Annotated in this window: 11 protein-coding genes; 1 reads left to right on the top strand and 10 read right to left on the bottom strand. The window is 47.3% G+C overall.

Annotated features, from left to right (window positions below):
* Positions 1–5: 5 nt before the first annotated feature.
* The 10 genes from NYE70_RS04820 to NYE70_RS04775 form a co-directional block, all read right to left on the bottom strand.
* Positions 6–3,254: a family 43 glycosylhydrolase gene (locus NYE70_RS04820; protein WP_341045195.1), complete on the bottom strand. Its 3,249-nt coding sequence runs from the start codon at positions 3,252–3,254 to the stop codon at positions 6–8.
* Positions 3,255–3,602: 348 nt separating this feature from the next.
* Positions 3,603–5,885 (bottom strand): glycoside hydrolase family 3 N-terminal domain-containing protein, encoded by a 2,283-nt coding sequence (locus tag NYE70_RS04815; RefSeq protein ID WP_341045193.1) that lies wholly within the window; start codon positions 5,883–5,885, stop codon positions 3,603–3,605.
* Between the two features lie 201 nt (positions 5,886–6,086).
* The gene (locus NYE70_RS04810) at positions 6,087–6,854 is read right to left on the bottom strand and encodes an ABC transporter permease (protein ID WP_213655253.1); all 768 of its coding nucleotides are present in this window, start codon (positions 6,852–6,854) and stop codon (positions 6,087–6,089) included.
* Positions 6,855–7,616: an ABC transporter ATP-binding protein gene (locus NYE70_RS04805; protein ID WP_213655254.1), complete on the bottom strand. Its 762-nt coding sequence runs from the start codon at positions 7,614–7,616 to the stop codon at positions 6,855–6,857. It lies immediately after the preceding gene.
* 129 nt (positions 7,617–7,745) lie between these two features.
* Positions 7,746–8,099: a DUF1048 domain-containing protein gene (locus NYE70_RS04800; RefSeq protein WP_211020463.1), complete on the bottom strand. Its 354-nt coding sequence runs from the start codon at positions 8,097–8,099 to the stop codon at positions 7,746–7,748.
* Positions 8,100–8,109: 10 nt separating this feature from the next.
* Positions 8,110–8,457 (bottom strand): DUF1048 domain-containing protein, encoded by a 348-nt coding sequence (locus NYE70_RS04795; protein WP_213655255.1) that lies wholly within the window; start codon positions 8,455–8,457, stop codon positions 8,110–8,112.
* A gap of 2 nt (positions 8,458–8,459) precedes the next feature.
* The gene (locus tag NYE70_RS04790; RefSeq protein WP_280520384.1) at positions 8,460–8,762 is read right to left on the bottom strand and encodes a PadR family transcriptional regulator; all 303 of its coding nucleotides are present in this window, start codon (positions 8,760–8,762) and stop codon (positions 8,460–8,462) included.
* Between the two features lie 202 nt (positions 8,763–8,964).
* Positions 8,965–9,861 (bottom strand): RCC1 domain-containing protein, encoded by an 897-nt coding sequence (locus tag NYE70_RS04785; protein ID WP_341045191.1) that lies wholly within the window; start codon positions 9,859–9,861, stop codon positions 8,965–8,967.
* Positions 9,862–9,909: 48 nt separating this feature from the next.
* On the bottom strand, positions 9,910–11,217 hold the full coding sequence (locus NYE70_RS04780) for an MFS transporter (RefSeq protein WP_213655257.1): 1,308 nt from the start codon (positions 11,215–11,217) through the stop codon (positions 9,910–9,912).
* Between the two features lie 244 nt (positions 11,218–11,461).
* A complete protein-coding gene (locus NYE70_RS04775; RefSeq protein ID WP_280520380.1) occupies positions 11,462–12,280 on the bottom strand; it encodes a DUF2935 domain-containing protein in 819 nt (272 codons plus the stop codon).
* A gap of 199 nt (positions 12,281–12,479) precedes the next feature.
* Between NYE70_RS04775 and NYE70_RS04770 the strand changes: the two genes are divergently transcribed.
* Positions 12,480–13,493 carry a copper amine oxidase N-terminal domain-containing protein gene (locus NYE70_RS04770; RefSeq protein ID WP_341045186.1) on the top strand — a complete coding sequence of 338 codons (1,014 nt, stop codon included), beginning with the start codon at positions 12,480–12,482 and terminating at the stop codon, positions 13,491–13,493.
* Positions 13,494–13,734 lie beyond the last annotated feature (241 nt).

Raw genomic sequence — 13,734 nt, 5'->3', positions numbered from 1 at the left:
ATTAACTAATTCAGGATTTTGGTGGCTACGAACGCGAGGTCCGTAATGTCGATCTTCTGGTCGCCGTTCAGATCGGCGATCTTCGCTTTCGCCCAATCCGGGCTGGTGGAATCCTTGCCGTAATGGTAAGCAACGATCGCAAGGTCACCCACATTGATGATTCCGTCGTTGTTCAGGTCCGCGGATACTTCCTTAATGACTGCGGACTTGAAGGTATCGACCGCACGGAGCAGGTCGGTGACGGCGCCGTCAACCTGAGACTGGGTCGCACTCGAGTTGTCTTTAACCGCTTTGGCCGCCTTAATCGCAATGCCGAAGGCATCCTTGGCCGCTTGCGGATATTGACCAGGCAGGGTGCCTACGACTGCAGCGTCATACAAGTTCTGCGCATTTGTAATCGCAGAGTTCAATGCCGTCTTGTCAACGCCAACATCGATGCTTCCTACAGAAATGACCTTCCGGTCCGTAGCCGCTTGAATCACGGTACCTTCCGACGTTCCAAGCTCCGCCCGGGTCACGGCAATCGCACCGCTCGTGTTCTGAACCCCGGATTTCACCTTGAAGGTCAGATCCAGAACCGGCGTGCTATCTCCCGTGATGCCTCCGATATTGGCGGAGATCAATCGGACTTCACCCAAGGTGTCTTTCTCCTCTGTCATCAGCTCCACATTGTACGTTGCGGATGTTGCGCTCATATAGTCAAATACGCCGGCATCATAAGTCAACGTGATGTCTTGAGCATATATGCTTTCTTCCAGGTTGTTCAGGTTCACCCCGACGGTAAAGCTGCTTCCGGGCTTCACACTGTCCGTTGCCGACAGGACAACTGCAGGTTCCGTCGGTTCTGGCTCTTCCGTGGACGGCCAGACAGGATCCGCCGTGGAGGTGCTTGTTGTCAAATAAATCCGGTCAATCGCCAATCCGTCCTCCCTGCCCCAGAAATTTAATTCATGCTCGCCGGCCGTTAAATTCAATGGCGCTCCCCCAGGCACGACAGAACCGCCGTTACTGAGATTCACCCATTTGAATTGTCCGCCGCTGATTCCCTCAATCCCGTTGGAAGTGAATTTATACTGCTGATCCACTCCGACATGGAGAGAATCGGAATTGAAATCCACACTCTTGGCGAGGATCCAAAGCTGGTAAGCTCCTGCTTCCGGAATGTTGATCTTATATCCAAGCCTGGAGCCTGAGGCGAGGGTCGCAGCATCCGTTCCGGACATATTGAAGCCGGTATCGGGTCCAAACCACATCGCTTCTGTGGATTGTCCGTCGACAAGCGACCAGGTATGGCCGTCGATCGTACCGTGCACGTAAGCTTCCTCCGAGTTGTCCGCCGCTTTTTCGGCCTCAATCGCTACGAAGACCGGCGAACTGAAACGAAGAGTATAGACAGCTGCTTCAACTCCGTCCCTTAAGACTTTCACCCTCGCTTCTCCGGGGATTGTCGTAGCTTGGGTGATGTTCACCGTAGCCTTGGGATCGTTTGCCGCCGCGGAAACTTGAGGCGGAGAGGATCCTTCCGGAACATCTATATCATAGGAATATATATTTGGACTGAAGCCCTTCAAAGGAACGCCGTCCAGACGAAGTTCTTTTAAATTCGCATCATCATTAGGACCTTCCAACTTGTCGCCGATTAAAAAATAGTCAAAGTCAACATAACCGCCTGCGGTTTTTGTTGCATAATTGAATAAAGCGAATCGGTAGCCCATAAAATGCGGCAAGGTATATGACATTTGCAGTGTGTTCCCGATCGCCGCCCAGCGGTCTCCATCCAGACTGTAATAGAAGGACGCTTTGTCCGTCCGGTTCTTATAATCGAGCTCAGTCCGTAAATAGACGATGTCCTGATTGATCGGAATAATAGCCGCTTCTACAGCCGACCCGGAGCTTCCATTTACCATCACAATCGATTTTTCAGAACCTGACATTTTAACGCCGACATAACCGTAGTTTTTCTGGAATGCGGAAATTCCGGCCACGTCGCCGTCTTTCATATGGCTGACATCAATAGCGACGGTCCCTGAACTTTCCGGACCGAACGTTCTTTGAGTAAGCGTATTTCTGGCATCCAGGATGCCGGTGCTTGTTCTCCCCGTCGTTAATCTTAAATAGCCGGGACGGTCAGTCAGTGACCAATATCTGTTGTCGGGATTATGGTTCCATTGCCAAACGTAATCAAGGTTGGAGCCGTTATAGTCATTTTCTCCACCGGCTACCTCGGTATGATAGGCACCAACTTTCTCTGTACTCTGATCAAAGTTGTCGGAGGACACCCAGGATTTCGAAAGCTCTGCAGGAATCCCCGTATCATTAACATCACTGAAAACAGGCCAGTCATCCTCGCTCCAAGTCATGGGAACAATGTAAGGAATACGTCCTACCGAGCCATAATCCTGGAACAGCATTCCGTACCATTGCCCGTCAACCGCTTGAACTATGCCGCCTTGGGCCACGCCGGCTCCACTTGTGTTACTCCCGGATTTTAACGCAATTTTGCCTTCATAGGGACCGTCGATCTGATCCGCCTTGTGGACCAGTTGAGTCCGAATTCCCCCGGTCGGCCATGAAATATTAAAGATATAATACTTGCCGTTCACTTTATAAATGTGCGACCCTTCGGCACCTAAACCGCCCGAACCTCCGGGAGCGCTTGCATTTTGAATAATGACTTTGTTCATTCCTCCCGGTTTGACCGCCGTGGCATCCGAAGTAAGCTCGATAACCCGAATGGTTCCATTGCCGTAAACGAGATATACACGTCCGTCGTCGTCAAACAACAGGGACATATCATGATAGACCCCGCCGGCCAGCTCATACTTTTCCCAAGGGCCTTTTTCAATGTTGGTGGTTTGGAAGATATACGTCTTGCCGATATCATTAGAAGCAAATACGACATAAAACATGCCGTTATGATATCTGATATTACTGGCCCATGAGCCTTGCCCATATATGTTTTGCCCATTGGTAAGCGTCTGTTTGTCATTTGCTGCCAGGATGTCATATACATAATTGACGATTTCCCAGTTTACGAGATCCTTGGATTTCATAACGGGAATACCCGGATTCATATGCATCGTTGTACTGGTCATGTAATAGGTATCTTCAACCCTGATTACACTAACATCCGGAACATCCGCCCAAATAATCGGGTTCTTGGCGGTTTCACCCGCAGCATAGATAGATTTACCTGGTAGAAAGCTTATGAAGAAAGAACAAACCAAAACGAGTACCAAACACTTTTTATACATCGTATTTAATTCCTCCCATTCAGGCTTTGACCAATTACGACATAATTCCTATTTTTACTATAGTTACAAATGATAGCGCTTTAATATTTGCGCGTAATAAATTTTCAAATGATATAAATTCCCCCCTCTTCGCCCGTAATATCCCTTCTGCTAACCTGTTCTCCTGAATTTCTGCACTCATTATAACTGCGTCTTTTCATAATCACGATGTAATTTCTTATGAAGAAAGTAGACTTTTTGGTGTTCAAGTTTACTTCTGAATTAAAAATAGGCCCCTGATCCTGGAAAGGAATCGAGAGGCCTGCTTATTAATAGATACATATGACTATCATCTTCTACCCGGAATATTTATTTAACGCTGACCAAGCTTTGAGCCGTTGTCACAGGCAATACGCCCCCGGCTTTTAATTGTCCAAGCAGTACTTTGATCCCGGCGGCCGTATTAGGTTCCTGCTTTCCGTAAACCGCGAGTCCCGACTGCACGTTCTGCAAAAAGATCATCTCATACGGGTTGCCAAGCGATAAAAGAGTGTATCGTTTATTACTCTTGTTTATCTCATTGATCAACGTTTGAACTTCGCTCCATCCGAATTGACTGGCCACGTTACGGAATTGGTAATTAGCCAGAATCACATAATCCGCCTGATTCACAGCTTTGAGCGCCTCCGTCGTTTTGCCTGGACCGAATACGGAAATATTCGTCTTAAGCGACAGGTTGCCTTGGGCTTGGATCAGCTGTTTCTCAAGCTGCTTGGCCTGCTCCTGCTCGGCTGCGACAATAACGACACGGTCCCCTTGATGAATCTGATCCGGAAGCGCACCATCACGGCTGGCCAATACGGTAACCGCTTCTTCTGCAATTTGTTGTTCCACCGCGCGATGCTCCTTGTTACCGATGACGCTGTTAAGTGTGTTCAACTTATGAGTCAGGCTTTCGCTGCGGTCAAACAAGCCATATTCCGATTTAAGTTCCAAGATTTTTTTCACCGAATTATGAATGGTTTCAGTCGGAATTGTTCCGTTCTTCACCGCGTTTACCAGTGTTTGATGTGCAGCTGCCGGATCTTGCGGCATAAGGATGATATCCACGCCTGCGGAGACCGCACGTTCCACCGCTTTATTCTCCCCAAAATGCTCTGCGATCGCATTCATAGTGAAAGCATCGGAAATGATGATGCCTTTATAGCCCAGTTCTTCCCGGAGCAGCCCGGTCAGCACCTTTTTTGATAACGTGGCAGGGATCGGTACGCTGCTTCCGTCCTTCAGTGAAGTAACATGCTCGTCGTCTATTGCAGGGAAAGCAATATGAGCAGTCATGATCATCTCCACGCCGTTCTCAATCGCAGCGCGAAACGGTTTCAGTTCGACCGCATCGAGGCGTTCACGGTTGTGGTTCAACACCGGCATTCCCAGATGAGAGTCTACTGTCGTATCTCCATGCCCCGGAAAATGCTTCACTGCCGCGATGACTCCGGATTGACGCAACCCTTTAATGGTGGCGGTCCCCAGCCGTGATACCAGATCCGCATCGGAACTGAATGAGCGCATCCCGATGATCGGATTGTCCGGGTTGCTGTTAATATCGAGAACCGGGGCAAAATTGACCTGCAGCCCGAGCGCCTTCAGTTCTTCTCCTGTTAGCTTTCCTGCAGCTTCAGCCAGTGCCGTGTCACCGGATGCGCCGAGCGCCATTTGACCCGGTAGATTCGTCCCGCCTGGGATTCGCTTAACAACGCCTCCCTCCTGGTCGATGCCGAGAAAGAGCGGAATGTCCCCTGCTTCCAGTTGCAGGTTATGCGTTAGTGTTGTTACCTGTCGTGCGTCTACAATATTTTTGTCAAACAGAATAAGTCCGCCCAAATCCTGATCGTGGATGCTGCTTTTTATACCTTCATTGACGGTCGTTGTCACTTGACCATTCCATTGCCTAATATCAGGTATCAGCATTTGACCGACCTGCTCGCTGACCGTCATATAGGATATCAGCTTATCCCAATCGTGCGCCTGAATGGCTGATTCGCGCTCGAATCGAATCACCCGGGTCATAAATACGGAAAACTCCGCCCGTGTTACAGATTGATTCGGACGATAGCTGCCATCCGTATAACCGCCGATCAAACCGTTGGAGCTCATGATGAGAATAGGCTCTGCCGCCCAATGATCTTTCGTATCTTTCAAATTGACAGATTGATTGCCTGTCACAAGCGAATAAGCGCGTGTTAGGAATGCCGCCGTCTCCGCGCGGCTCATCGCTGTATCCGGATGAAAAGTGCCGTCCGGAAATCCGCTGGCCAGCCCGTGTTTCGCCGCAATAGCAATTTCACGATAAAAAGGATGGGTTGCCGGAACATCGGAATAATTGGAAGCTCCCGCACCGGATTTCAGCTCCTGAGGATACAGCTCCCGGACCATGAAAGTCACGGCCTGAGCTCTGGTTACCTGCTTCTCGGGCATAAACTTGCCATTGCCGTATCCGGCAACGGTACCTCTTTTGGCCATATAGTTGATGCTGTCCTCGGCCCATTTGGAATGCTGCAGATCGGAAAAACGTTCGCTCGCTGCCGCACTTCCTGCCGAAATAAGCATGGAACCGAGCACGGCACCTAAAATCGTCACCATTTTTACATTCATCAGTTGTACCTCACTTGTTGTTGTATGAATGATTAGACGCTATGAATGTGCGATTTGTTGCTTTTTCAGCTCTTCTCCAGATTTCGCCAGTCACAAAACTACCGGAGAATCGGTAAAAAAAAGAGCCTCCAACAGTGGTTTCACTCACGGTTATAGGCTCTGCGTTTTGCGTCCGGATGGAGGACGTTATGCCTGCAAACATTACACTTTCCGTTTAAAAGCGCGCATCGCAAACAGATATGACACAATCAGGATCCCAAAGCACCAGGCGAGCGCAATCCAAATCTCACTTCCGACAGGCTGCTTCGACAGAAGCGCGCGGATGGCTTCCACAATGGAGGTCACCGGCTGATTCTCGGCAAAAGCACGAACAACCGTTGGCATCGAGTCTGTCGGCACAAACGCCGAGCTGATAAATGGGAGGAAGATTAGCGGATAAGAAAAGGCGGTTGCACCTTCCACCGATTTGGCGGTCAATCCGACAATGGCCGCGACCCAAGTCAAAGCCAGCGTAAACAAGACGAGGATACCGACAACGGCAAGCCAAGACAGAACATCTGCAGATGAGCGAAAGCCCATAATGAGCGCTACAAGAATGATGATGACAACAGAAATGACGTTCGATACTACCGAGGTCAACACATGCCCCCACAGCACAGCGGAACGGGCAATCGGCATGGAATGGAACCGCTCAATGATGCCCCGTTGTTTATCCAAGAATAGTCGGTATGCCGTATAAGAAATTCCGCTTGCTATCGCAATTAGCAGGATCCCAGGCAATAGATAATTCACATAGTTATCCGTTCCGGTTTGGATTGCACCGCCAAACACATAGACGAACAACAGCATCATGGCAATCGGAGTGAAGCAGACGGTGATGATGGTATCCATACTGCGCATAATATGGCGCATGGAACGTCCAAGCATAACCCCCATATCGCTGAAAAAATGTTTCTTTACGGTTTCCATTTATTTGTCCTCCTTCTTGCCGATGATGGCAAGGAATATGTCTTCTAAACTTGGCTGTTTTTCCACATACTCCACCTTAGCGGGTGGAAACAGCTTTTTCAGATCGTCCAGCGTACCATTAGCAATAATTATACCTTCATGCAAAATGGCGATTCGATCTGCAAGTTGTTCGGCTTCATCCAAATACTGCGTGGTCAGGAATACCGTCGTTCCCCCATCAGCAAGCTCCTTAACAACCTTCCAAGCCTCAATTCGTACCTCAGGGTCAAGCCCGGTTGTTGGCTCATCAAGAAAAATAAGCTGCGGTTTTCCGATCAGGCTCATGGCAATGTCGAGTCTTCGACGCATCCCGCCCGAATAGGTGGACGCCCTGCGGTCGGCAGCGTCGGTTAAACCGAAGCGTTTTAGCAAATCATCAGCCACTTGACGCGGATTGGCGAGGTGTCGTAATTTGGCGATCATGATCAGATTCTCCCGCCCAGTCAAAATCTCGTCCACCGCGGCAAATTGTCCGGTCAGGCTGATCGACTGCCGTACGCCTTCCGGCTTTGACGCAACGTCAAAGCCGTTTACGATAGCGGTGCCTCCGTCTTGTTTGAGCAGCGTGCTGAGGATTCTCACAATCGTCGTCTTACCTGCACCGTTGGAGCCAAGCAAGGCGAAAATGCTGCCTTTTTCCACCTCTAACTCCACGCTCTTTAGGACTTCCTTGTCTTTATAAGATTTTTTTAGCCCTTTTACGGAAATCGCTGCATTGCCCATTCTTTTCTCCCCCTATAATTAACTATTTAGTGTGACTGGTAACCTGTATAACTTACTACCGGGTTAAAAATAAAACTGAATAGCGAAAGGGCAATCCACATTCGTAATCAGCTATTCAGTCGGTAGGTTCTACGGCTTTTGCTTATCTATATCCTTTTTTATAGCCTTGCTAACTGCCTGTTTGACAGATTCTTGATAAAGGTCCGTATAAGTTTTGGAGTCTTTGATTAATTCGTCGCAGAAAGCCGCTACATCTCTTCCCGTCACCTCGAGAACGCCTTTCTTCATGGCCGCGCCCTCTTCAAAAAGATCAACGATTCCCGTCAGTAAACCCGTACTTTCATTTAATTCAACAGGGCCGACCTTAAAGAGATATTTCTGAATCTCTTTATAAACGATCTGATAATCTTGCGGGAGAGCTTTAACACGGGCCATGTGCGCCCGCCATTCTTTTTTGCCTTGCATGATATCTTGCAGTTTCATTTTATCCCTCCTATTTACCTAGTTTTTTAGCGATCGTATTGTTGAGCTGCTCGCGCCACTTGTCGCGATAAGACTTTGCCCCTTCTTCGCCGGCCAATGCTGCACAGAAGCCATTGATATCGTCACCCAGCACCTCATGGATACTCTGACCCTCCGCCGCCGATTCTTCGAGAAGGCCAACCACTCCTGCAAGGATTGGCATGAGATTGCGACCTGTGAAATCCGAATGCATCCAAAGGTTGGCTTTGATTTTATCCCATGCCGCTTGATAATCAGCCGGCAATTTTTTGACTCGGGATTCAAAAGCTTTCATTTCTCGGGTCATATCGCTTCCGGTGATTTTCTCCCAAAGATTCATGCTCATTTCTCCTTTAACTCGTTAAGTTTTGATGATACAAACTCCCACTTTTCCCAGAACCTTTGCAGTTCCTCACGGCCGGCATCGTTAAGCGCGAAAAATTTTCGCGGAGGCCCCATATCGGAGGGTTTTTTGGTTATTTCTACAAGCTTGTTTTTTTCCAATCGGACCAAGATCGTGTACACCGTTCCCTCTACAACGTCCGGAAAGCCGAGAGCGTTCAACTGCCGTGTGATTTCGTAACCGTAGGTTTCGTTGCGGCTAATAATTTCTAGTACGCAGCCCTCAAGCACGCCTTTGAGCATTTCTGTTAAGTTTTCCAACACAACCACCACCTTGCTATTCTGTATAACCGATATTCAGTATTACTTACTACCACTACATAGTAACACGTATTAGTGGAGCGCACAATAGGTTTTGTAAAAAAAATGAAATTAAACCGATTGTAGAACTAAAAAGAGGGAAACCTGCTCAGATTGCAGATTTCCCTCGTATGTTTCTGTACCTCTAATTGCCTGGCAGCTGGATGCAATGCCAGCCGCTTACATCGCATTGGCCATATGCATTGTCACCCACAGCTACCAACGTACCGTCGGATTTAAGACCGAGAGTATGAGCGCAGCCTGCAGCTATCGCCACGATATCGTGCCAATCACTTACATTGCACTGGCCATATTCATTCAAACCTACTGCTTCTACCGTTCCGTCCGATTTAAGGCCAATGGTATGATAACTCCCCGCCGCTATACCAACAATACTGCGCCAATGGCTGACTTCGCCTTGACCATGCTTATTCAATCCTGCCGCTACCACCGTGCCGTCCGATTTAAGCCCAACCGTATGAAGGTACCCTGCCGACACCTCCACTATGGTTCGCCAGCCGTCAACATGGCATTGACCATATCGATTATTACCGGAAGCTATCACCGTCCCGTCCGATTGAAGACCGGCGGTATGCCAGTCGCCTGCCGTCACCGCTACCATATCGCGCCAACTGCTGACATTGCATTCATCTGCATTATTGCGGCCCACGGCAACCACCGTCCCATCCGCTTGAAGACCGACAGTATGACACCAACCTGCCGCCACCGATATCATATCCCGCCAGCTGTCTACGTTACATTGTCCATGCTTGTTCCACCCTACAGCCTTCACTGTTCCGTCGGATTTAAGACCGATAGTATGAGCATTGCCTGTGTTTGCAGCCATATGGACATTCCCTGCGGTTATAGCTATCATATCGCACCAGTCGGTGACATCGCATTGGCCATATTTATTATCCCCCGAAGCAATCACCGTTCCGTCCGATTTAAGTCCAACAGTATGACGACGGCCCGCCGCTATAGTATATTTGGGCCACCGTTTCAGTTGCGAAGCCGCAACTTTGGACGAAAAGTAGTCCATGCCTTACCTCCTTGTAAACCACTTAATAATTCGAGTCGCTCTTCTATATTATAATTGAGCTTGCTTTGCACTCTTCTGTTTATTAGGCCAAAACATTACCGGTATAAGCAACAAGGAGATAACGCTCCCGGCAAAGGAAAGCGTGGCATAGCTCGAATGAGCAACTACCAAACCCGATAGTGCTCCTCCCGATGCTCCGGCGAGAGCGATGAGAACGTCGACAGATCCTTGTACTTTTGCTCGGTTGGTTGGAGTAGTTGAATCCACGATTAAAGCGGTACCGCTGATTAAACCAAAATTCCAACCCAATCCCAATAGAGACAGAGCTAAAATCAATTGGACCATCGAATCTGCCGAAGCCAGCGCAGCCACAATTCCTGCCAGGAGCAACGTAACTCCTGAAGCGATCGCCATCGCGGTGCGCCCTATTTTATCTACAAGGACACCGGTAATCAGAGATGGAAGATACATCGCTCCGATATGAAAACCAATAACAAGCCCAACTTCGCTTAATCCATGTCCGTGGTGCTTCATATGTACAGGTGTCATTGTCATGATGGCTACCATCACAATTTGCGTTAATATCATGACTGTTGCCCCAATCAAGACTCCCCGTTTTCCCGACTCCATATCCACCGCTTCATTGGCTGAGGAATCAAATCGATCTCTTGCTCTCTGTTCCGCAATTGCATTTGCTATCAACAAAGGATCGGGGCGTAGAAAAACAAGTAGGACCATTCCCGAGAGCGCATATGCCGCTGCAGCCAATAAAAAAGGACCTGCCAAACTTGGCACTCCGATCGATAGCGCAAATTTTCCTGTGACATTCACTAAATTGGGACCTGCCACTGCACCGAATGTCGTGAACATCATAGCCATACTGGCCGCTGTTGCCCGCTGTTTGGCATTGGCCAAGTCCGTACCTGCATAACGAGCCTGTAAATTCGTTGCCGAGCCGGCTCCATAAATGAGTAGTGATATTAACAGCAGCGTAATACTGCCAGTTATTGCTGCTATTACGACTCCAATTGCGCCTAAAGCTCCGGCCAGAAATCCCAGCCCCAATCCAAAGCTGCGTCCAAAACGTTGAGAAAGCCGCCCAACCAGCAATGCTGCCCCTGCCGAACCTAAAGTAAACAAGGCAGTTGGAATACCTGTGAAGTTATCGGTTCCGAGCATATCCTGAGCCAATAGAGCACCTACGGTGATACCGGCCGCATGTCCGGCGCCTCCGAAAATTTGCGAAAGGATGACGGTGAACAAGGTTCTTCGGTATAATTTACGTTGCTTCTCCGGAGAATTCACATAGCTATACAAAGAGTCCGGCAGCTTGTTTGAATCTATTCTTGAAGTCATCTAATCACGACACCCCTCCACGATGGATGAAAACCACAGTTCCAAAAATATAATTAATTTAATGAAGAGATTAAATCCTATGTTCCTGTGTGTCAATGAATATCTGCGGAGGTAGCACCGCTCAGCTCACGCCCTGTCCTAACTAATCGTTATCTGGTTTGGTTCTAATCGTAAAATTAATAAAAGCCACCCGGAACGGGTGACTTCAACTTGACTTGCATACCTACCTTTTCGCTAGTCATTTTTAAAATAAAATCTCTCGCTTGTTCACCTTCATACCGGACAATGACCGCTCAAACATATCAAGAATAAACAGGAATCTTTCGGCTTCACGAAAAACATGGTCGGCTAACAAAGGATGAATAATACTCTTTATTCGGCACTCTTCAATCAAATCACGCGCTGTTTTCTTAAAATCACGCAATGATTTCACGGAAACCCGATTTTCATCAACAAATTGACTGAGAAGCGGATGCGTTTGCGACTGAGGACGCATTGAGCTTAAATCGATAGCCTGATACATTAGAGTGTCGAATTCCTGGCTAAATTCTCTTGCCTGCTCTACCAGTTTTCGTTCAGACGGATCAAGTAAATGACCAATAAATTTGGCGTGATCGGCCATGATTTTCAGGAAAAATACATTTTCATCGATGATGGCATCAGCCAATGGTTCAAGCCTTCCATTATTAAGTTCATCCAGGCGGTTCGTGAAGTACCTTGCTTCCCGGCTAATATGATCTACGAGTAAAGGGAAGTTGTTGCCTCCGGGAAGCTGGCAACGCAAGATCAGCCCAAGTACCTTTCTCTTAAACGCCCAGATCTGTGCTGCCGCATTGTGAACTTCCGAGTTGAATTGTCTGATGGTTTGAGGATCCGTATTCTCCGAATAAGCATGAGCTCTTCGTTCAATGTCTTCAAAGATTGCCTGAAATTGATTGGCCTCATTTATTAATTGAGTGTCTTCACATCTAAAACCCAAGCGAAGAAAGAATGAATGTTCCTTCATAATGCGTGACCAAAATCGGATTTCATCTAATGAACGAATCACAAAAGGATCAGACAACCCTATCCCTCCCATTCAATTATTGACTCTTATCAGATATTATGGGAATGGCTTGTTCCAATATGATAACCCCTCCATCAGGATCATAAATATCAAATGTTTGTTGGTCAGTCCCTTTAAATTGGTTTAATTAATCATGGATTGATATAATTAATAATTAATACCATTAATAATAAATATTTGTTTATGGAGTAGAGATATGTACAAAAAAATTAATTTCATAATAATCACTTTCATGGCTGCAGCTCTTTTCTCTACAGCTAATAATACGGCCAGCGCCAGTGACCCCCTTAAATTATTCGTAAACACTAAAGAAATAGCATTGGATCAGAGACCTGTTATTCAACATGGGCGCACGCTGGTGCCGGTACGATTTATATCTGAGTATTTAGGTAATGAAGTCAAATGGGATTCGAAAAAGAAAGAAGTTACTATTGTTTACTCCAATGAACACACCAACTACTCGGTTTCCTTGCCAATTGGTCAAAAAACGGCAACTAAAACTCCCAGCTCTTATTTGCACAACTACACGAAAGAAGACATAGTGCAACTTCAATCCGATGTACCTAGCCAGATTATTAACGGAAGAACGGTTGTCCCCTTAAGATTTGTAGGTGAACTGCTAGGTATTGATGTACGCTGGGATTCCAAAAACAAAGATATCTATGTATCCAGTTTAGGCGTGAATTTCATTCCATCTGATTTTGAGAAAGATGTTTATGATGAGGAATTGCGTAAGGTGAAAGATTTTGGTAAACCTACCGTCACTTATGAGAAATTCCTGGCCTTTGATGCGGATCATTTCAACTCCGTCGATCTTGATTATCTGTTTGCCAGAAAGCCTAGCTTAGACTTGTTCGGAGCCCCCGAAGCTTATCGCGATGGCTTCAATGAAATTGTAATCTCAGGCCCCATTCAATCTAATTATCTAACTATGATGATATATAAGGGTAAGGATCTGCCGAAATTAAGCTATCCTGAAGTTACAGTCGAAAGCACGACTACTATTAAAGAGGGCATGACCTATGATGAAGTAGTCAACATCTTTGGCGGTCCTGGTGTACTATCTGGGAAAGGCACCCTTCGCGAGGAATACAAATGGAGTTCGTCCTTGGAAAAGGGTGAAGCCTACATTACATTTGTGAAAAAAGACGGTGCTCTTTATGTAACTCCTTCCCCATTTAGATCGTATTCATGGGAAAACGTATATTAAAGTTAAATTAGTGAGAATCAGACTTTCGTTGCTGTTGTCCATGCAAACCGGCCAATGCTGCGGCAGTCGCCATAAAGATTGCACTGGATGCTACACCGAATTGCAAGCCGTACCGTTCGACCACCACGCCTCCAATGACAGGAACGATAATCTGCCCAGTGGCAAAGAAGGCCGTGGCAAATGCTCAGACATGCCGCATATGCGTGATGAGGGACATGCCTGCGAAGAAGCGAAGTTGTCA

Origin of the sequence: Paenibacillus sp. FSL R5-0407 (genome assembly GCF_038009185.1) — a bacterium.
GTDB classification, from domain to species: Bacteria; Bacillota; Bacilli; order Paenibacillales; family Paenibacillaceae; genus Fontibacillus; species Fontibacillus vini.
This window is presented reverse-complemented; position numbering and strand designations above follow the sequence as displayed.